This window comes from Streptomyces thermoalcalitolerans (assembly GCF_039525155.1).
In the GTDB taxonomy this organism is placed as follows: Bacteria; Actinomycetota; Actinomycetes; order Streptomycetales; family Streptomycetaceae; genus Streptomyces; species Streptomyces thermovulgaris.
The window spans coordinates 50,854-70,383 of sequence record NZ_BAAAHG010000015.1; the positions used below are offsets into that span (position 1 = coordinate 50,854).

General features: G+C 72.2%; 18 protein-coding genes and 2 pseudogenes. 13 read left to right on the forward strand and 7 right to left on the reverse strand.

Features of this window, described 5'->3' with window-relative positions:
* Nucleotides 1-151: 151 nt before the first annotated feature.
* Nucleotides 152-1,342, reverse strand: a complete 1,191-nt coding sequence (locus ABD224_RS11835; protein ID WP_344049410.1) for a zinc-dependent alcohol dehydrogenase — start codon at nt 1,340-1,342, stop codon at nt 152-154.
* 342 nt (nt 1,343-1,684) lie between these two features.
* On the opposite strand from ABD224_RS11835, the gene ABD224_RS11840 reads away from it, so the two are divergent.
* A complete protein-coding gene (locus ABD224_RS11840; protein WP_344049411.1) occupies nt 1,685-2,668 on the forward strand; it encodes a DUF3048 domain-containing protein in 984 nt (327 codons plus the stop codon).
* An 8-nt stretch (nt 2,669-2,676) separates the two neighbouring features.
* On the opposite strand, the gene ABD224_RS11845 is transcribed toward ABD224_RS11840, so the two are convergent.
* On the reverse strand, nt 2,677-3,141 hold the full coding sequence (locus ABD224_RS11845) for a MarR family winged helix-turn-helix transcriptional regulator (RefSeq protein ID WP_344049412.1): 465 nt from the start codon (nt 3,139-3,141) through the stop codon (nt 2,677-2,679).
* A 240-nt stretch (nt 3,142-3,381) separates the two neighbouring features.
* On the opposite strand from ABD224_RS11845, the gene ABD224_RS11850 reads away from it, so the two are divergent.
* From ABD224_RS11850 to pcaDC, 6 genes are all read left to right on the forward strand, one after another.
* Nucleotides 3,382-4,167 carry a CoA transferase subunit A gene (locus tag ABD224_RS11850; RefSeq protein WP_344049414.1) on the forward strand — a complete coding sequence of 262 codons (786 nt, stop codon included), beginning with the start codon at nt 3,382-3,384 and terminating at the stop codon, nt 4,165-4,167.
* Between the two features lie 7 nt (nt 4,168-4,174).
* Nucleotides 4,175-4,819 (forward strand): CoA transferase subunit B, encoded by a 645-nt coding sequence (locus tag ABD224_RS11855; protein WP_344049415.1) that lies wholly within the window; start codon nt 4,175-4,177, stop codon nt 4,817-4,819.
* Nucleotides 4,820-4,929: 110 nt separating this feature from the next.
* Nucleotides 4,930-5,703 (forward strand): protocatechuate 3,4-dioxygenase subunit beta, encoded by a 774-nt coding sequence (pcaH, locus tag ABD224_RS11860; RefSeq protein ID WP_344049416.1) that lies wholly within the window; start codon nt 4,930-4,932, stop codon nt 5,701-5,703.
* Between the two features lie 6 nt (nt 5,704-5,709).
* Complete coding sequence (gene pcaG, locus ABD224_RS11865; RefSeq protein WP_344049417.1) at nt 5,710-6,315, forward strand: protocatechuate 3,4-dioxygenase subunit alpha; 606 nt, start codon at nt 5,710-5,712, stop codon at nt 6,313-6,315.
* Complete coding sequence (gene pcaB / locus ABD224_RS11870) at nt 6,312-7,664, forward strand: 3-carboxy-cis,cis-muconate cycloisomerase (RefSeq protein ID WP_344049418.1); 1,353 nt, start codon at nt 6,312-6,314, stop codon at nt 7,662-7,664. The genes pcaG and pcaB overlap by 4 nt, the downstream gene beginning before the upstream one ends.
* Nucleotides 7,661-8,794 (forward strand): bifunctional 3-oxoadipate enol-lactonase/4-carboxymuconolactone decarboxylase PcaDC, encoded by a 1,134-nt coding sequence (pcaDC, locus tag ABD224_RS11875; RefSeq protein WP_344049419.1) that lies wholly within the window; start codon nt 7,661-7,663, stop codon nt 8,792-8,794. The genes pcaB and pcaDC overlap by 4 nt, the downstream gene beginning before the upstream one ends.
* Nucleotides 8,795-9,042: 248 nt before the next feature.
* On the opposite strand, the pseudogene ABD224_RS11880 reads toward pcaDC, so the two are convergent.
* Nucleotides 9,043-11,734, reverse strand: a pseudogene (locus ABD224_RS11880) (ATP-binding protein).
* Nucleotides 11,735-11,988: 254 nt separating this feature from the next.
* On the opposite strand from ABD224_RS11880, the gene ABD224_RS11885 reads away from it, so the two are divergent.
* Nucleotides 11,989-13,077 carry a DUF2510 domain-containing protein gene (locus ABD224_RS11885; protein WP_344049420.1) on the forward strand — a complete coding sequence of 363 codons (1,089 nt, stop codon included), beginning with the start codon at nt 11,989-11,991 and terminating at the stop codon, nt 13,075-13,077.
* Between the two features lie 166 nt (nt 13,078-13,243).
* On the opposite strand, the pseudogene ABD224_RS11890 reads toward ABD224_RS11885, so the two are convergent.
* Nucleotides 13,244-13,372, reverse strand: a pseudogene (locus ABD224_RS11890) (TetR family transcriptional regulator); the annotation flags it as partial.
* Nucleotides 13,373-13,927: 555 nt separating this feature from the next.
* On the opposite strand from ABD224_RS11890, the gene ftsW reads away from it, so the two are divergent.
* A complete protein-coding gene (ftsW, locus tag ABD224_RS11895; protein ID WP_344049421.1) occupies nt 13,928-15,142 on the forward strand; it encodes a putative lipid II flippase FtsW in 1,215 nt (404 codons plus the stop codon).
* 45 nt (nt 15,143-15,187) lie between these two features.
* Here ftsW and ABD224_RS11900 read toward each other — a convergent pair whose 3' ends face one another.
* A complete protein-coding gene (locus ABD224_RS11900) occupies nt 15,188-15,658 on the reverse strand; it encodes an ATP-binding protein (RefSeq protein ID WP_344049422.1) in 471 nt (156 codons plus the stop codon).
* A 156-nt stretch (nt 15,659-15,814) separates the two neighbouring features.
* Between ABD224_RS11900 and ABD224_RS11905 the strand changes: the two genes are divergently transcribed.
* From ABD224_RS11905 to ABD224_RS11920, 4 genes are all read left to right on the forward strand, one after another.
* Nucleotides 15,815-16,660, forward strand: coding sequence for a helix-turn-helix domain-containing protein (locus tag ABD224_RS11905; RefSeq protein ID WP_344049423.1), 846 nt, complete (start codon nt 15,815-15,817; stop codon nt 16,658-16,660).
* Nucleotides 16,657-16,860: a DUF397 domain-containing protein gene (locus ABD224_RS11910; protein WP_344049424.1), complete on the forward strand. Its 204-nt coding sequence runs from the start codon at nt 16,657-16,659 to the stop codon at nt 16,858-16,860. Before ABD224_RS11905 ends, ABD224_RS11910 begins: the two co-directional genes overlap by 4 nt.
* Before the next feature lie 25 nt (nt 16,861-16,885).
* Nucleotides 16,886-17,074 carry a DUF397 domain-containing protein gene (locus ABD224_RS11915; RefSeq protein ID WP_344049425.1) on the forward strand — a complete coding sequence of 63 codons (189 nt, stop codon included), beginning with the start codon at nt 16,886-16,888 and terminating at the stop codon, nt 17,072-17,074.
* 498 nt (nt 17,075-17,572) lie between these two features.
* The gene (locus tag ABD224_RS11920) at nt 17,573-18,097 is read left to right on the forward strand and encodes a transglycosylase SLT domain-containing protein (protein WP_344049427.1); all 525 of its coding nucleotides are present in this window, start codon (nt 17,573-17,575) and stop codon (nt 18,095-18,097) included.
* 137 nt (nt 18,098-18,234) lie between these two features.
* Here ABD224_RS11920 and ABD224_RS11925 read toward each other — a convergent pair whose 3' ends face one another.
* On the reverse strand, nt 18,235-19,113 hold the full coding sequence (locus tag ABD224_RS11925) for a DUF4259 domain-containing protein (protein ID WP_344049429.1): 879 nt from the start codon (nt 19,111-19,113) through the stop codon (nt 18,235-18,237).
* Nucleotides 19,101-19,292 (reverse strand): hypothetical protein, encoded by a 192-nt coding sequence (locus ABD224_RS11930; RefSeq protein ID WP_344049430.1) that lies wholly within the window; start codon nt 19,290-19,292, stop codon nt 19,101-19,103. The genes ABD224_RS11925 and ABD224_RS11930 overlap by 13 nt, the downstream gene beginning before the upstream one ends.
* Between the last annotated feature and the right edge of the window lie 238 nt (nt 19,293-19,530).

The following is a 19,530-nucleotide window of genomic DNA, read 5'->3' on the forward strand; positions in this document are numbered from 1 at the left end:
CGTCGGGAGGCGGCCGGGTCCTTCCCTTCCCTCCTCGTCTTCCTCCTCGTCTTCCTCCTCGTCCGGCGTTTTGGGGCACCCGGCCGGGCGGGGCGGGCGCCGGGCCGTGGTCGCGTCCGTCCCGGGCGGACGCGCGACGCCGCACCCGGTCTCAGGGCTTCATCAGCACCTTGATGGCGCCCTCCTGCTTGCGCTGGAACATCTCGTACGCGTGCGGCGCGTCCGACAGCGGCACGCGGTGCGTGGCGAAGTCGTCGACGCCGAGCGGGTCCTCGTCCGTCAGCCAGGGCATGATCTCGTCGCTCCAGCGGCGGACGTTGGCCTGGCCCATCCGCAGCTGGATCTGCTTGTCGAAGAGCGTGAACAGCGGCAACGGGTCGGCCGAGCCGCCGTATATCCCGGAGAGGGAGATCGTGCCGCCGCGGCGCACCAGATCGATGGCGGTGTGGAGGGCGGCGAGCCGGTCCACGCTGAAGCGTTCGGCGAGCGGTCCGCTCAGGGCGCGCGGCATCATCGCGGCGGTCTGCTGGACGAGCCGGGCGACCGCGCTGCCGTGCGCCTCGGTGCCGACCGCGTCGATCACCGCGTCGGGGCCGCGCCCGCCGGTCTCGTCCTGGATCGCGGCGACCAGGTCCTTCTCGTGGTGGAAGCCGCGCAGGTCGTAGGTCTCCACACCCCACCGGCGCGCCCGGGCGAGCCGCTCGGGGACCAGATCCACGCCGAACACCCTCTCGGCGCCGCGTGCCTTGGCGATCCGGCACGCCATGTCGCCGATGGGGCCGAGGCCGAGCACGGCCACGGTGCCGCCGCGCGGCACATCGGCGTACGCGACCGCCTGCCAGGCGGTGGGCAGCACGTCGGAGAGGTAGACGAACCGGTCGTCGGGCGGTCCCTCGGGCACCTTCATCGGGCCGTAGTGCGCCTGCGGCACACGCAGGTACTCGGCCTGGGCGCCCGGCACCGCACCGTACAGGCGGGTGTAGCCGAACAGGGCGGCCCCCATCCCCTCGCTGGTGACCTGGGTGGTCTCGCACTGGGTCTGCAGGCCCGCGGAGCACATGAAGCAGTGGCCGCAGGCGATCTGGAACGGTATGACCACCCGGTCGCCGGGCTTCAGGTCCGGCACCTGTGAGCCCACCTCCTCCACGATGCCGATGGCCTCGTGGCCGAGGATGTCGCCGGGGGTCATGAACGGGGTGAGCACCTCGTACAGGTGCAGGTCCGAGCCGCACAGGCCGCTCGAGGTCACCCGGATGACGGCGTCCGTCGGCTCCTGGATCCTCGGGTCGGGGACCTCCTCCACCCGCACCTCGCGCTTGCCCTGCCAGGTCACTGCCTTCATCGCGCCGCGCTCCTTCTCTGCCGCGTGTTCTGCCGCGTGCTTCTGCCGCCTGCTCTGCCGCGTGTCCTGCCGCGTGTCCTGCCGCGTGCTTCTGCCGCGTTCCTTGTCGCGCGTCCTCCGGCGCGTTCCTCGTCGCGTCCTCTGCCGCGCGCGTCCCGCGCTCCGCGCGCTCCTGCGCACTCCTGCACGCCCGCGCACGTCCGGGTACCCGAGCCCGAACCGGCGAACCGCGGGGGCCGAACGGCCCAGTCCGACACGCATGATCAAAAGCGATCGGGTATGGCCAACTTTGAACGATTAAGTTCACAATCAGAGCAAACGGAGAGGGACGGGGGCCATACGATGGACGTGGGACGAAGGTCGCTGATGCGGCATGCCGTGACGGCGGCCCTGTTGCTGTCGGCACCGGCGGTGGGATGCACGGCCCGCGGCAACGGCGCCTCCGAGGACGGACGCGGCGCGGGGGACCGCACCCAGAGCCCGCCGTCCACGCCGGCACGGAAGCCGGACCGCACCGGCCCGGTGCTCGTCGTCAAGATCGACAATGTGGCCCCGGCCCGCCCCCAGACCGGCCTCGACACCGCCGACCTCGTGTACGCCGAACAGGTCGAGGGCGGACTGAGCCGGCTGCTGGCCGTCTACGCCACGAAGCTGCCCCCGGTCATCGGGCCGGTGCGCAGCGCACGCGAGGCCGATCTGGAGCTGCTGCGTCAGTTCGACCGCCCCGTGCTCGCCTTCTCCGGCGCCCAGCGCAGACTGCTGCCGCTGATCGACACGGCCCCGCTGTCCGCCGAGACGCCCGAGAGAAGACCGGACGCCTACTTCCGGGCCGCCGGCCGGGCGGCCCCGCACAATCTCTATCTGCGCCCGGGCCGGCTCCTGGCCGCCGCACCGGGCGCGGACGCGCTGCCCACCGGCTTCCGCTACGGCCCGGCCCCGGCCGGCGGCCGTGCCAGGACCTCGCACACGGTCGACTACCCGGCGGCCCGGTTCACCTTCACCTGGTCCGCGCGACGGCACGGCTGGCAGGTGGCGATGGACGGCAAGCCGGCCGTCACCGCCGACGGCACGCCGCTGATGCCCGCGACGGTCGTGGTGCAGCACGTGAGGGTGCGCAGGTCGGACCTGCACGACGCCCTGGGCAACCCCACCCCGTACACCGAGACCGTGGGCTCCGGGCCGGCACAGGTGCTGCGCGACGGACGGATTTACGAGGTCACCTGGAAGCGGGAACGGGCGACGGACGGCACCGAGTTCACGGCCGCCGACGGCACACCCGTGAACTTCGCCCGGGGTCAGGTCTGGGTGATCCTCACCGGCCGGTGAACGGTGCGTCAGGAGCGTGCGGCGACGGGCTCCGCCGGGTTGCGCAGCCCCTCGGCCGCCTCCGTCACACGCCGGATGAGGTCGAGGAAGAGGACCTGCTCCTCCGGACTGAGCGGCCCCAGGAAGACCTGGTTCATCCGGGCCGTGCGCACGACGAGCTTCCGGTGGACGCGTTCGCCCTCCGGGGTCAGCCGCAGCAGGAAGCGGCGGCCGTCCTGGGGGTCACGCATCTTGTCGAGCAGACCGCGGCGGCCGAGCCTGCCGATCACCTCGGCGGTGGTGGAGCGGTCCAGCCCCACCCGCTCCCCCACCGTGCGCTGGTCGAGCCCCGGTTCGGCGACGAGCGCGTTCAGGACCGCGAACTGCGGCGAGGTGATCTCCTCGGAGACCATCGTGTTCCACAGCAGGTGGTGCGCCTGCTGCAGCCGTCGGGCCAGGTGCCCGGGGTGGGTCGAGATGTCCACCGCGGCCATGCGCGCTCCTTGCGTCGATCAGCCGTTCCGCCCGTGACCTTTTCGTACGTGCACTGAAGAATATCTCCTCCACCCATGGCCGCCCCGCAGCCTCGGGCCGCTGAACCGTCGACTGAACAGGTGATTTACCGAGGTCTTGACTGTGCACGGTCCGAATGACAGCGTGAGAGACCTCGATGAAACAGTCAGTGCCCTGATCATCTGGATGCCGAGCACTCGGCGGAGGCGAGGCTTCTTCCGATGGACAAGGTGGTCGCCACGGCCCGCGAGGCGGTGGCCGATGTGCCGCACGGCGCGTCGCTGGCGGTGGGCGGTTTCGGACTCAGCGGTGTGCCGGACGTATTGATCCAGGCGCTGTACGAGCGCGGGGTCGGCGGACTGTCGGTGGTCTCCAACAACTGCGGTGCGATGGAGTCCGGCCTCGCGGTGCTGCTCGCGGCCGGGCGGATCGCACGGGTGACCGGCTCCTACATCGGCGCGAACAAGGAGTTCGCCCGGCAGTACCTGGCCGGCGAACTGGAGGTGGAGCTGATCCCCCAGGGCACGCTGGCCGAGCGGCTGCGCGCCGGCGGCGCCGGGATCCCCGCGTTCTACACCCCGGCCGGCGTGGGCACCCAGGTCGCCGAGGGCGGGCTGCCCTGGCGCTACGACGGCTCCGGTGGCGTCGCCGTCGCCTCGCCGCCGAAGGAGGTCCGCGAGTTCGACGGCGCCCTGTATGTGCTGGAGCGCGGCATCCGCACCGACTTCGCCCTGGTGCGCGCCGCGAAGGGCGACCGGCACGGCAATCTGGTCTTCAGCAAGTCCGCCCGGAACTTCAACCCGCTGGCCGCCATGGCCGGACGCATCACGATCGCCGAGGTGGAGGAGCTGGTCGAGCCCGGCGGGATCGACCCGGACGCGGTGCACCTGCCGGGCATCTTCGTCCAGCGGGTGGTCGCCCTCACCCCTGAGCAGGCGGCCGACAAGAAGATCGAACGGCGCACGGTCTCCCCGTCCTCTCCACGCCTCCGGCCCGAGGGACGGTGAGCGGCCGATGGCCTGGACACGGGAGGAGATGGCCGCCCGGGCCGCACGCGAACTGCGCGACGGCCAGTACGTCAACCTCGGCATCGGCCTGCCGACCCTGATCCCGAACCATCTGCCCGAGGGGGTGGAGGTGGTCCTGGAGTCGGAGAACGGCATCCTGGGCACCGGCCCCTATCCCACCGAGGACGCCGTCGACCCGGACCTGATCAACGCCGGCAAGGAGACCGTCACGGTCCTGCCCGGCGCCTCCTTCTTCGACTCGGCGCTGTCGTTCGCGATGATCCGCGGCGGCCACGTCGACGTCGCCGTCCTCGGCGCCCTGGAGGTCTCCGCGCGCGGCGACCTGGCGAACTGGGCCGTTCCCGGCAGGATGATCACCGGGATCGGCGGGGCCATGGACCTCGTCCACGGCGCCCGCACGGTCATCGTCCTGATGACCCACACCGCCAAGGACGGCACGCCGAAGATCCGCCGGGAGTGCACGCTGCCGCTGACCGGCAGGGCGTGCGTGGACCGGATCATCACCGACCTCGGCGTCCTCGACGTCACCGGGGAGGGACTGCTGCTCGTCGAGACCGCGCCCGGCGTCACCGCGGACGAGATCGTTGCCAGGACCGACGCCGAGCTGACCGTCGCGGAGAACCTGACGTGAGGGGCGTCCGCCCCGCCCTCCTCCCCGTCCCCCGTCCCCCATCCCGCCCTCGGCCTCACCCCCGCCCTCGCTCCTGTCCTCCGGCGCCCAAGGAAGCGTGAGGAACTCTCATGACGCTCACTCAGCACGACATCGACCAGGAGATCGCGGCCGAACGCGCCGCGTACGAGAAGCGCCGCGCCGACGGTGCCCCCGTCGAGCACCACCCGCGCCGCGACTACGCGCCGTACCGCTCCTCGGTGCTGCGTCACCCCCGACAGCCGCTGGTCGCCGTCGACGTGACCCGGAATCCGGAGCTGGTCGAGCTGTCCTCGCCCGCCTTCGGCGAACGGGACATCACCGAGACCGACAACGACCTGACCCGGCAGCACACCGGTGAGCCGATCGGCGAGCGGATCACCGTCTCCGGGCGGCTGCTGGACCGCGACGGGCGGCCGGTGCGCGGTCAGCTCATCGAGATCTGGCAGGCCAACGCCGCCGGCCGCTACGCCCATCAGCGCGAGCAGCACGACGCCCCGCTGGACCCCAACTTCACCGGTGTGGGCCGTACGCTGACGGACTCGGACGGCTTCTACCGCTTCACCACGATCCGGCCGGGCCCGTACCCGTGGCGCAACCACCTCAACGCCTGGCGTCCGGCGCACATCCACTTCTCGGTGTTCGGCAGGGCGTTCACCCAGCGGCTCGTGACGCAGATGTACTTCCCGAACGACCCGCTCCTCCCGCACGACCCGATCCTGCAGTCGGTGACGGACGACGCCGCCCGGCAGCGGCTGGTCGCCGCCTACGACCACAGTCTGTCGGTGCCGGAGTTCTCGCTGGGCTACCGCTGGGACATCGTGCTGGACGGCCCGCACGCCACCTGGATCGAGGAAGGGCGCTGATCTGCCATGACGAGGACCGACACCAGCGGCCCCGGGCCTGTGCCGCCCACCCCGTCGCAGACGGTGGGCCCCTTCTACGGCCATGCGCTCCCCTTCCCCGGCGGGGAGGACATCGCACCGCTGGGGCACCCCGACACGATCACCGTGCACGGGTACGTCCTCGACGGCGAGGGCCGGCCGCTGCCGGACGCCCTGCTGGAGGTGTGGGGACCGGCCCCGGACGGCACCCTGCCGTCCGTCGACGGCTCGATGCGGCGCGACCCGGCCTCCGGCGGCTTCCTCGGCCGCAACGGCGTGGAGTTCACCGGCTTCGGCCGTGTCCCGACCGACGCCGACGGCCACTGGTACGTGCGGACGCTGCGGCCCGGCGCACGCGGGCAGAACGCCCCCCATCTCAGTGTGTGCGTCTTCGCCCGCGGGCTGCTCGTGCACCTGTTCACCCGTATCTACCTGCCCGGCGACGAGGACGCGCTGGCCGCCGACCCGCTGCTCGCCCGGCTGGACGAGGAGCGGCGCGGCACGCTGATCGCGGCGCGGGAGGACAGCGGGGCATACCGTTTCGACATCCGCCTTCAAGGCGAGGGCGAGACGGTCTTCCTGGAGTTCCGGTGACACCACCTCCTGACGGCCCCCTGTCCGATGAGGCCGACGCCGGTCTGCTCGGCCCCGGCTGGGCGGACTCCCCCGCCGCGTCCGCGACCAGTGACGTCGCGTATCTGCGGGCGCTGCTGGACGCGGAGGCCGCCCTCACCCGCGCCCAGGCCGCGCTCGGCCTCGCCCCGGCGCAGGCGGCCGAGGCGGTGACCCGGGCGGCGGATCCGGCCCGCTTCTGTCCGAGCGCGCTCGCACGGCGCGCCCGGGGCGGCGGGAACCCCGTCATCCCCCTGGTGGAGGACCTCACCAGGGCGGTGGGCGAGGAGTACGGTCCCTATGTCCACCGGGGCGCGACCAGCCAGGACATCATGGACACGGCGACGATGCTGGTCGCCGTGCGCACCCTGGACCTGGTCCTGGCCGATCTGGACCGTGTCGGGGAGGCGCTGGCCCGGTCCGCCGCCGAGCATCGCGGCACCGTGATGCCGGGGCGGACGCTGACCCAGCACGCGGTGCCGACGACCTTCGGGCTGAAGGCGGCCGGGTGGCGGTCGCTGGTGCTGGACGCCCGGGACCGGATCGCCCGGGTGCGGGACACACTGCCCGTCCAGCTCGGCGGTGCGGCGGGGACGCTGGCGGCCTTCTCGGCGTACGGCGCCGAGGACGCGACCGCGCTGGTCGCGGCGTACGCCCGGGAACTGGGCCTGTGCGAGCCGCTGCTGCCCTGGCACACGCTGCGCACCCCGATCGCCGATCTCGCCGGGTGCCTGGCCTTCGCCGTCGGGGCGCTGGGCAAGGTCGCGGTGGATGTGCTGGTGCTGTCCCGCACGGAGATCGCCGAACTCGCGGAGGGCGGTGGCGGCGGTTCGTCGGCCATGCCGCACAAGACGAACCCCGTGCGGTCCACCCTGATCGCCGCCGCGGCCCGGCGCGCACCGCAGCTCGCGGCCACGCTGTACGGGTCGCTGGCGGCGGAGGACGAACGGCCGCCCGGTGCCTGGCACGCCGAGTGGGAGCCGCTGCGGGAGCTGCTGCGGCTGGTCGGCGGCGCGGCCCGGGACGCCGTCGAACTGACCGAGGGGCTGCGGGTGGACGCGGACGCGATGCGCGCGCACCTCCACCTCACCCGGGGGCTGATCGTCTCCGAGCGGCTGTCGGCCGAGCTGGCGCCCGTGCTCGGCCGTGCCCGTGCCAAGGCCCTGCTCACCGAACTCGCCCGGCGCTCCTTCACCGAGGGCCGCGGCCTCGGCGAACTCCTCGCCGAGCAGCCCGAGTCGCAGGGCGTCGACCTGGACGAGCTCACCGATCCCGCCCGTTACGAGGGCGCTGCCGCCGCCCTCACCGACCGTGCTCTGGAGCGACGTTGACCCTGCATCACCTCGTCGAAGGCCCCGCTTCCGCCGCCCCGCTGCTGCTCGGGCCGTCGCTGGGCACCTCGTACGCGCTGTGGGACAAGGTCGCCCCCGAGCTGTCGGTGTCCCACCGGGTGGTCCGCTGGGACCTGCCGGGGCACGGCGGTTCGCCGGCCGGGCTGATCGGTCCGGGGGCGACCGTCGGCGACCTCGCCGGTCTGGTGCTGGCGCTCGCCGACTCGCTCGGCATCGAGCGGTTCGCGTACGCGGGGGTGTCGCTGGGCGGTGCGGTGGGGCTGCATCTGGCCGTGCACCACCCCGAGCGCCTCGACGCGCTCGCCGTGATCTGCTCCTCGGCCCACTTCAACGGTGCCGCGCCCTGGCGGGAGCGGGCCGAGCGGGTCCGGCGGGAGGGGGTGGGCCCGCTGGCCGAGAGCGCCCCGGCGCGGTGGTTCGCCGGTGACTTCACCGTGCCGGAGCTGGTGCGCGCCCACCGGGAGGCCGATCCGGAGGCGTATGCCGCCTGCTGCGACGCACTGGCCGCCTTCGATCTGACCGACCGTCTGCCGGAGATCGGTGTGCGCACCCTGCTCGTCGCGGGCCGGGAGGACCCGGCGACCCCGCCCGCGCATCTGCGGCAGATCGCGGACGCGGTGCCGGACGCGACGCTGGTCGAGATTCCGGGTGCCTCGCATCTGGCGCCCGCGCAGTGCCCTCAGGCCGTTCTGGCGGCGCTGCGCGCCCACTTCGACGGTGTTCCCCGGCGGGGCATGGAGGTACGGCGCGAGGTGCTCGGCGATGCGTACGTGGACCGGGCGCAGGCCCGGCAGACCCCCTTCACGGCCCGTTTCCAGGACTTCGTCTCCCTCTGTGCCTGGGGTGAGATCTGGACCGATCCGACGCTGACCCGCCGCGAGCGCAGCATGATCACCCTGACGGCGCTCGTCGCGGGCGGCCACCACGACGAGCTGGCCCTGCATGTGCGGGCGGCCCGCCGCAACGGGCTCACGGTGGAGGAGATCGGCGCGGTGCTGCTGCAGTGCGCCGTGTACTGCGGGGTCCCGGCGGCCAACTCGGCGTTCGCGGTGGCCCAGCGGGTGCTGGCGGAGGAGCCCGGCGAGCCCGGCGAACCCGGCGAGGACTGACCCCGACGACCCGGGAGCCGCAGCCCGGGACCCCGGCGGCCCGGTACGAGCCGTGGCCGGCCGTGCGGGCTGTGCGGGCCGTACGGCGGACGGCGGCGCAGCGGACGGCCGGCGCCCCGGCAGTCGACCGGCTGCACCGACTGCACCGACTGCTCGGAAGACAGCCGGCTGCTCGAAAGACGGTCGGCTGCCCGGAAGACGGCCGGCTGCCCGGAAGACGGCCGGCTGCTCAGAAGATGACCATCCGCTCAGTATGCGGACTGCCGCAGTCCGTGCTCCGCGTTCAGAGCGTTCCGGGCCTGGGTCACCAGACCGTCCGCACCGCAGGAGCGGGCCAGGGCCAGGCCCCGCTCGAGTTCGGCGGCCGAGTGGGCGGCGATGCCGTACTCGACGCGCGCGGCGGCGTGCTCGTACTGGCAGGGAGAGGCCTCCAGATAGGTGACGGCCTGGGCGAGCAGGCGGACCTTGCGCTGGCCGGTCTCCAGGGCGGCGGCGCAGCGCAGGGCCTCCCCGATCGCGGTGTCGGTGCCGAACCGCTCGGCCCGGCGGCGGACCTCGGCGGCGAGCCGGCCGGCCCGGTCGGGGTCCTCGGTGGCGAGGGCACGGGCCAGGTCGGTCGCCCAGGGCACCGTGACCGGGTTGTGGTGACCGCGGACGGCGGCCGCCTTCTCGGCCGCCTCCAGTTCGCCGATGCCTTCCTTGGTGCGGCCGAGGGCGAGCAGCAGCCGGCCGCGCACACTGCGCGGGTCGGGAATGATGATGGTGGACGGGTAGGGCGGGGCGAAACCGCACCGCTCGGCGGCCTCCCAGGCTTCCGCGACATGGCCGCGGGCGAGCAGGGTGTCGACCAGGTTGCAGCTCACGGTCCAGTACATGGGCAGCCCGCGGCCGACCCGTTCGGCCAGGCGCAGGGACTCGCGCAGGGCCTCCTCCGCCTCCCGCAGCCGGCCGCGCCTGCGGTGGGCGAGGCCGATGTAGGCGTGCGCGAGGGCGAGGTGGCCGCCGCTCCAGCCCGCGGTCTCGTAGGTGCGCACGGCCTCGGTGCACAGGGCCTCGGCCCGGTCGAGACGGTCGGTGTAGGCGTAGGCGGCGGTGAGCATCAGCAGCAGCTCGATGCCCCACTCGGGGTCGGTCCAGCCGAGTCCCGGGGGCGAGGCGGCCGTTGACGAGGGCGCGGTCGCACAGTTCGACGACCTCCTCGGCGCTCTCGCCGCGGGTCATGACGTCGAAGCCGCGCAGGATCAGCAGGGCACGCTCGGGATTGTCGCGTCCGGTGCAGCCCGCGGCGAGTTCGGCGAGCCGCTCGGAGCGGTTCGGCGAGATCGGCTCACCGGCGTGCAGGCTCTCCCACATGTACTGCACGGCCTGCAGCCGCAGCCGGATGGGCCCGGGTTCATGGCGGGCGGCCTCCGCCTCCACCATGCGGACGGCCTCCTCCAGCTGGTTGTTGTGGAGCAGGGCCTGGGACAGCCGCCACACGGCGTCCACGCGGGTGGCACGGTCCAGGCCGGGCATGCTCATCGCCCGCTGGAGGTGCTCGACGGTGGTGGCGGGTGCGGTCAGGAGGGTGGCGCAGCCCAGTTCGTAGAGCACATGCGCGTGCACCTCGGGGGCCGGAGGCTCCAGCAGGGCCCGCTCCAGGCAGCGGCGGGCCGCTTCGGGAGCGCCGACGGCGAGGTGTTCCCGGGCCGCCTGGCGCAGCTGTTCGACGAGTTCCTCGTCGTCGTCCGGGTGGACCTGGAGGAGGTGCCGGGAGGCCGCGGCGGCGCCGAGTCCGGAGTCGGTGACGACCTGGGCGGCGATGCCGTGCATGGCGGTGCGCAGGGCGTCCGGTATGGAGTTGTAGACGGCGGTGGCGATCAGCGGGTGCACGAACTCCAGCTCACCGGCGCCGCTTTGCGCCGTCGCCGGGTCGGGTTCGGTGAGGATGCGGGCCTCGCGCAGCAGCCGGGCGCAGCGTACGGCGTCCTCACGGCTCATGGTGGCGAGCCGGGCGACGAGGTCCACGGAGATGCCGGTGCCCAGGATGGCGGCGGCCCAGGCGAAGCGGGTGGCGTCGATGCCGAGTTCCTCGAGGCGGGCGACGAGGCCGCCGCCTCGGGCGGAGCGGTTCAGGGCACGCAGTTCGCCGGCATGGGCCTCGACCGGCTCGATCTCGCTGTCGCGCACCTTGGCGAGGAGTTCGACGGTCTCGTAGGGGTTTCCGCCGGTGACGGCCCACACCTCCCGGCAGAACGGGGCGTCGGCGTGCGGGCCGAGGGTGGCGCGGGTGAGTCCGGCGGTGGCCTCCGGGGTGAGGGCACTCAGATCTCTGACATCCGCGGCGGCGACGACTGCTTCCAGGCTCCGGGCACCGGCCCCGTGCGCCTCCCCGAGCCGGCGGGTGACGACGATCAGCACGGACAGGTCGTCGAGGCGTTCGACGAACGCGGCGAGCCAGCGCAGGGTCTCCTCGTCGGCCCAGTGGGCGTCGTCGATCAGCAGCACCAGCGGCCATTCGCGCCTGGCCAGCCGCCGGACCGCGGCGACCAGACCGTCGCACACGCCCTGCGGGTCGGCCCGCCGCTCCCCGGGCTCCGCGATACCGAGGGCGGGGCCGGCGATGTCGTACCAGTCGCCGAGGTACTCGCGGGCCTCCTCGGGCATCAGCGAGATCAGCGCCGGCTGCAACAGCTGCCGTACGACGTTGAAGGGGACGGACTGGAGGGTCTCGCCGCCGCGCGCCGACCACACGGTGCAGCCGCGTTGTTCGGCGATGCGCCGGGTCTCGGCCAGCAGGGCGGTCTTGCCCAGTCCGGCCTCGCCCTGGAAGACCAGTAACTCTCCTGAGGACGAACGGTCGGCGCACAGGGCGTCGACCGCACGCTGGACGGTGGCGATTTCCTCGTCGCGCTCCCACAAGGAAGCCGAGGCGGCCGTGCCCGGCCGTACCTCCGTCATCCCGCTACCTCCCAAGTCGCCCGACGGCGTGCAGACTTCGAGCGTAGCCGTCGAAAGGTCAAAGTGGAGAGGGTCTTCATACCTGTTGCCGTGACGGGTGACCTGCGGTACAGGAGGACGACTCGGCGGTCCCACGACCAGTGCGAGCGGACGCGAGAAGTCAACACGCGTACGGCGGGGACGGGCCGCGGGACGGCAGCGGAAGCGGAGGGTCCTTTCAGCGGGTTCTCACCCATGCCTCATACGGTGGGGGCATGACGCAGGCGACTCCTCCCGGGTGGTACCCCGACCCGGGGCAGACAAGTGACGGCCCCGCCACCGAGCGCTGGTGGGACGGCAAGGCGTGGACGGACCGGACCCGTCCGGCAGGAGCAGCGGCCGCGTGGGGTCCCCCGGCGCAGCCGCCGGCCGCCGGACCGTACCCGGAACGTCCGGGGCACCCTCCCGGACACCCCGGGCACCCCGGGCACCCCGGGCACCCGGGGCACACCGGCCATGCGGAATACCCGGGGCACCCGGGACATCCCCCTTTCCCGGGCCCGCCGCCGGCTCCCCCGCACCAGGGTTCGCGCCACGGTCTGCGGATCGGCGTCGCCGTCGCGGCGGCCACGGCACTGCTGGCGAGCATCGGCGTCGGCATATACGCGCTGAGCGCGGGCGACGGCGGCGACAGCCGGGCGGCCGAGTCGCAGCAGGGGCCGGGCGACCGGGACGACGCCCCGGACGGCCCCGGGGACTCCGGCGGGTCCGACGGATCCGACGGGTCCGACGGCGACCGGCGGGAGGCGCCGGACGACCGGCGGGAGGCACCGAAGATCACCAGCGGTTCGGTGACCGACGTGCTCAACGGCATCAGCCTGCCCATCCCCGACGGCTGGTACGGCCGGCGGCTCACGATGGGCGCCCAGGTCACCTCCGGCGACTCCTACGCGTGCCCCGGCGACACCGACCAGAGCTGCACCAAGGGCGGCGCCTACTCGGCGCCCGCGATCGCGCTGGGCACCCGGGGCCGTACGGCGGAGGAGGTGGCCAAGGCCGACATCGCGGCGAACGCCGAGGAGTCCTACGGCGGCACTTCCTACGGCGGGATCATCTCGCACGAGGTGCTGGCCTCCAAGGAGGTGACGGTGGCCGGGCAGAAGGGCTACCTGGTCCGCTGGAAGGCCATCACCCGCAAGGGCACCGACGGGTATGTGGAGTCGCTGGCCTTCCCCTCTCCGGCGGACACACGGCAGATGGTCGTCGTCCGCTTCGGCGTGGACGTGGGGGAGAAGCAGTCCGTGATCGACGAGATCACCCGGGGCATCAAAGCGGCGGGCAGCGGCAACGACCTGGCCGTCTGAGCCGGCCGGACGGGCCCCGCGTGGACCGGGTGGGCCCTGCGTGGACCGGGTGAGGCGTCCCTCCGCTTCGGGGCGCCCCACCCGGCCGGGGTGCGCCGCCCCCGTCCCCACGGTGCGGCGCGGTCAGGTCACCGTCCGGTCATCCCTCGGACGGCGGCCTGGGCCGTGAGTCGTGGCCGCGCGTGTGGATCCGCTCGAGCACCGCGTCGAAGAACTCCTGCTCACGCTCGGGCGTGAGCCCAGAGCGGCGCGAGGCGACAGCCGTTCCCGGCCCGTCCACGGCCTGCGACGTCATCGCTCTGCTCCTCACTCACGCCGGGGACGGCCTCGATGCCCGCTCCTTCGCGGCGTACGCCCATTGGTACGCGAGTGTACTGGTACGTGGGTGTATCGATACGTCGCCGTATCGACACCGGGAGCGGCCCGTATCCGCCCGCAGGACCGGGCGCGACATGTGATCATGGTCCCCACCAGGCTTGCTCGATTGGCGAGTTGAGGATGTCACCGGAGAGGATGGCCGGCGTGGGACAAGGTGCCGACACCGTCCTTGCCGTACGCCGCGCGCGGGACGGCCGGGAGGATCCGGAACGCCGCCCCGCCCGCCTCCGGCGCCGGCGGGGCCCGCACCGCTGACGGGATGGGGATGTCACCGGCGTCGAAGCGACGTGCGCCGGACGGTCGAGTACGCCCGTCCGCGAAGACGCACGGACGCGATTCACGGAGTGCTCACACGGGGAAGCGTGTGCCGGGTGCCCGGGGCACCGCGGCGACGCGGGGACGCCGGCGGGTCGAACACGTCGGACGGGCCGGGACGGCGGCGGTCCGGCCGCCCGCAGGGCGCACCAAGCGGGTGGCCGCGCCCGCGGAGAGCCGTCCGCGCCGTGCCGTGGCACGGCTGCGGCGGGCCTGGGACCGGCCGCTGACCGCCTACTACCTGGTGGTGGGCAGCACGGTGCTGCTCGCGGGCCTGGGGCTGGTGATGGTGTTCTCCTCCTCGCAGATCCAGGCCCTGCGCCAGGGTCTGCCGCCGACGTTCTATCTGCGGCAGCAGCTCATGGCCGCGGGGATCGGCACGGCGCTGGCCCTGTCGGCCGCCCGGATACCGGTGGAGAAGCACCGGTTGCTGGCCTATCCCCTGCTGGGCGGATCCGTACTGCTGCTGGCACTGGTGCAGGTGCCGGGGCTGGGGCGGACCGTCAACGGCCAGACCAACTGGCTCGCCCTGGGCGGCCCGTTCGTGCTGCAACCCAGCGAGTTCGCCAAGGCCGCGTTCATCGTGTGGGGGGCGGACCTGCTGGCCCGCAAGCAGCGGCACAGGCTGCTGAGCCAGTGGAAGCATCTGCTGGTGCCGCTGGTGCCCGGCGCGCTGCTGCTGTCGGGGCTGATGATGCTCGGCGGCGACATGGGAACCGCGGTCGTCCTGTGGGCGGTGCTGTTCGGCCTGCTGTGGCTGGCCGGTGCGCCGCTGCGGCTGTTCGGGGCCGCCCTGGCGGGCGCGGGACTGCTCGCCGCCGTGCTGATCACCACCAGCCCGCACCGTATGTCCCGGTTCGCCTGTCTCGGCGCGGGCGACCCCGGCCCGGGCGACCAGTGCTGGCAGGTGGTGCACGGCCTGTACGCGCTGTCGACGGGCGGCCTGTTCGGTAACGGGATCGGCGCGAGCATCGAGAAGTGGGGCGAGCTGCCCGAGCCGCACACCGACTTCATCTTCGCCGTCACCGGGGAGGAACTCGGGCTGGTCGGCACCCTGTCCGTACTGGTCCTGTTCGCGGCGCTGTGCGCGGGCGGCCTGCGGATCGCCGGCCGCGGCAGAGACCCGTTCGTCCGCCTGACGGCGGGCGGCATCGTCACCTGGTTCGCGGTCCAGGCCGGCATCAACATCGGCGGGGTTCTCGGGCTGGTGCCCGTCGCGGGCGTCCCCCTGCCGTTGTTCTCCTACGGCGGCAGCGCGCTGATCGCCGCCCTGTACGCGGTGGGGCTCCTGCTCGCCGCGACCCGCGGCGAGCCCGCGGTCCGCGCGGCACTGGCCCGCCGCGGACGGAAGCCGCGCTCGGGCCGCCGCTGAGCCCGGTCGGGCACCCCACCGCCCCAGGGCTCGGCGCGGTGCGCGTCACGCGGACGGCAGGTCCAGCTCGGCCCGGACCGTCTTCCCGGGCAGCGTCGCACCCGGGGACGTACGGGCCAGCACCTCCCACCGGTCGGCGAGCGCGTCGACGAGGAACAGCCCCCGGCCCGCCTCGTCGAGGGGGGACGGTGACAGCACCAGATCGGCGGGTCCCGGCGGCCGGCGTTCGCCGCGGGTGTCGGACACCTCGATGCGCAGCAGGACGTCCGGGGTGTGCGTCAGGCGCAGCTCGAAGTCCCGGCCCGGTACGCGGCCATGGGTCACGGCGTTGGCCGCCAGCTCGCCGACGATCGTGGCGGCGGCCTCGGAGAGCGGGGTGCCGTACGGGATGCCCCAGGTGTGCAGTTGGGCGAGGGCGAGGTGCCGGGCGAGGCGGGCGCCGAGCGGGGTGGAGCTAAAACGCTGGGTGAACATACGTACGGTAACCGGCCGTTGAGGCGCGGATGGTGCGGTCATGGGCCCAATCTGGCGCCGCGACAGGGGCTTTGACCAGGCAGAAGCCGTGTACGCCGCGACAGCGTACGCGGTTGCGGACTGGACGGTACACATGACGGTCCGTAAGCATGGGCGTGCTCAATGTGTGTGGTGGGACAGGGGTGCGGGAGGTTGCCAATGGCGGCGGACGACACGGTGGGGACGGGGACGGGTGGTGAGCCCGGGTACTCGGACAGCCTGCGGACGTTCGGCGCGGTCGTCCAGGCGTTACGCGAGCACGCCGGACTGACCCGGGCGGAACTGGGCGAGCTGGTCCGCTTCTCCCCTCACACGGTGGCCTCCGTGGAGCTGGGCCGGCGTATGCCGGACGCGGCCTTCGTGGAACGGGCGGAACAGGCCCTGGGCAACACGGGCGCGCTGCGGAAGGCAGCGGAACATCTGACCAGGCAGCCGGGGTTGGCGGCGTGGTTCCGGCAGTGGGCGCGGCTGGAGACGACGGCGATCAACCTGTGCACCTACGAGTGCCGGGTCGTGCCGGGCCTGTTGCAGACGGAGGCGTATGCGCGCACGCTGTTCGTGAACCAACTGCCGCCGCTGAGCGATGAACAGATCGAGGCCCAGTGGGCGGCACGAGCGAAGCGGCAAAAACTCCTGTGGGAACGGCCGAACACGACGTTCGGCTTCATCCTGGAGGAGCACCTGTTCCTGCGGCGCACGGGCGGGGTGGACGTGACACAGGAGCTGATCGACCACGTACTGGAGTTGGCGGAACTGCGGAACGTCGAGGTACAGGTGATGCCTCAAGTGCAGGAGAACCACGCCGGACTCGACGGTCCGATGCAGCTGCTCGAGACCCCGGAAAACCGGTGGTTCGCGTACAACGAAGGCCAGCGTGGCGGTCTGTTCGTGTCCAATGCCAAGGAGGTCAGCGTCCTGCAAATGCGGTATGCCAGGATGCGCTCACAGGCTCTCACCCTCGAAGACTCCGTGAGCCTGTTGCGACGGCTGCGAGGAGTGCCATGAGCATCGATGACCTGGCTTGGTTCAAGAGCAGTTACAGCAGCGGCGGAGACGGCGACTGCGTCGAGGTGGCCATAGCCCGGCGGGAACCAACAGTCGCCGAGGCGGTCCATGTCCGGGACTCCAAGGACAGGCACGGCCCGCGGCTCACCCTCTCCCTCGCCGCATGGCACCGCTTCGTCTCGTACGCCGCCCGGGCCTGAGACCTCTCCTGCCACAAGGAGCGCCATGAGCAGCACGTCCGACCTGACGTGGTTCAAGAGCAGTCACAGCGGCTCCGACGGCGACGCCTGCGTCGAAATCGCCCTCACTCCCGCCACGGTCCATGTCCGGGACTCCAAGGACAGGCACGGCCCGCGGCTCACCCTCTCCCCCGCCGCATGGCACCGCTTCGTCTCGTACGCCGCCCGGGCCTGAGATCTCCTACGACAGCGCGCCCCGCACCGGTCGCCCCGATGCGGGGCGCTTGCGTTCCGCTCTTTTCCCCGGGGATAGCCCTCCGCCCGTATACCCCTCGCCTGGACCCTCGTCCGGACCGTCCCGAACCCGGCCGATGGCGATCGCGTGGGCCCCGGTCGACGCCCCGACAGGGACCTGCCGGTGTGACACCCGCCATAGGAGCCAGATCACTTCCTAACGAGCGCCGTAGAGGCCAGACCACCCCGAACAGCAAAGAAAATCCCCATAGCAATATATTTCAGACATTTCTCCGTAGTCGGGTAGTACGTCACATCTTTGCGCCCCGTCCCGCCCGCCGCTAACCATGCTGTCGTTGCTCCGGCCACGCGGCGGACCGGCGGATCCCGTCGGCCCCGTCCGCCAAGGCCACGCAGCACGGGGCCCGCCCCGTACGCCACCGCCACCGACCGCGGCCGGCACCCGACGACCTGTCCCCCACCGGAGAGTTTCTTCCGCATGACCGCGATCACCCGCACCAGCCGCTTCGCCCGTCTGCGCACCCTCGCCGTCACCGGCCTCGCCACCACCGGCGCCGCAGCCGCTGCCCTCACCCTGATGCCCTCACCCGCACAGGCCGCCGAGGCAACCCAGGTGCGGTCCTCCTCCGCGGTCACCGCCTCCGCCCAGAACAACCGCAGCGCGCAGGGCAAGGCCGTTTACGCCAACAACCTCGACGGCTGGATCAAGCAGTCCCTGAAGATCATGAGGGCCAAGGGCATCCCCGGCAGCTACGAGGGCATCAAGCGCAACATCATGCGCGAGTCCGGCGGCAACCCCAACGCCCAGAACAACTGGGACGTCAATGCCAAGAAGGGCACCCCCTCCAAGGGGCTCCTCCAGGTCATCGACCCCACTTTCAGGGCCTACCACGTCCCCGGCACCCCCCACAACATCACCGACCCGGTCGCCAACATCACCGCCGCCTGCAACTACGCCGCCCACCGCTACGGCTCCATCGACAACGTCAACTCCGCCTACTGATCCGGCGCACTCCAGCACCACAGGGCCGGTGCGGGCAGCGACAGTTGCTGCCCGCACCGGCCCGTCCGCCTTCCGACACCCGGTGCGAGGAGCAGAACGGCGTCATCCGGCTCAGACCCGGTGACAGGAATGCCCTGTCATGGCTCGGCATCGAACAGCGGGATGGACAGTTCCGGCGGAGCCAGGACTGCGCGAAGGCGGTTGAGGTTGGCCTGCCACTGCTTCCAGGCTTCCGGATCGACCCAGTTCGAGGCCGGACCGGCCTCGTCGCTCATGACCTTGGCGAGGGCCTGGTCCGCGAGCTCCCGGAGATCGTCGGAGAAGACGGGCATGGGTTCTTCGGGGCCGCAAGGCGTGTCAACCGGATCGCCACCGGGGCATTGCGCCGCTGTCAGCGCGGCTGCGGCCACCGCTTCTTCTCCTTCGACAAGCCAGCCGGTGGCGTCGACAGTGCGCGTGAGAACGCCACGGATCAGTGCCTCACGTTCCTCGGGTTCGGCGTCGTCGAGGGCATGGGCGAAGTCCGCGGCCGTGTCGTTGCCGAAAGGGCCGGTGCCCAGGTACCCATGCGAATCCCCTCCTCGTGCAACTGCACCAGGATCCTCACACCGGCCACTGACATTGCGATCACGGTGAGAGCAGGACGCACTTTTACAGAGGGGCGAAGTCGGTGAGTCCGAACACCTGCTGCTTGAGCATCCTGCTCCGGTTGACCTGCTCGTCGTACACCCTGGTGCGGGCCGCCCCCAGGCAGCATCGCCAAGCAGGCGGACGTTGAGGCGCCCCACATGCGCAGACCTGGCACAAACACCTCGTGCCGGTGCAGCGTCGCGCGCAGGGTTCCAGCAGGCGCGACGATCAGCACACGCTTCTCCACGTTGCCCACAGGCATCGGCAGGGCGAGAAGACCAGGCGCCGCCGGACGGAGAAAGGAGGACCGCGGCGAGGAACCCCCATGCCTGGATGGGGCGACGCCAGCCCTCGAGGAGCTTCCCGAAGTCGATCACGTGCAGCATCGGCCGTGGGCCGGAGTCGCCTTGAACGCAAATGTCTTAAGAAGGGCAGACAGGAAGCGGGTAATGGTGTCGCAGCGGGCGACGAAGACCTGCTCGGCGCCGTGGTCGAGCTGCTGGACGAGAAGCTTGACGAGGCCGGCCGCCGCATGGACCGGGCCAACGCCCATGGCGTCGAGCATGGCACGCACATCGCCCCAAAATCCGCGGTGGCGCAGATGGCCGACCAAGCTTTGCGCAGTCCGATCGCGGCGTCCGGGTCCTTGAGGGTGCGCATCCTCTGCCTGGCCATCCGGACGGTGGAACCGCGGAAGATGTCGCCCATGACCAGGTCGAAGACCTCGATGGCCTCGACTTCACGGCACAGAGCCAGCAACTAGCACACCTCGCGCATCCTCAAGTGGCTATTTCATATCGATG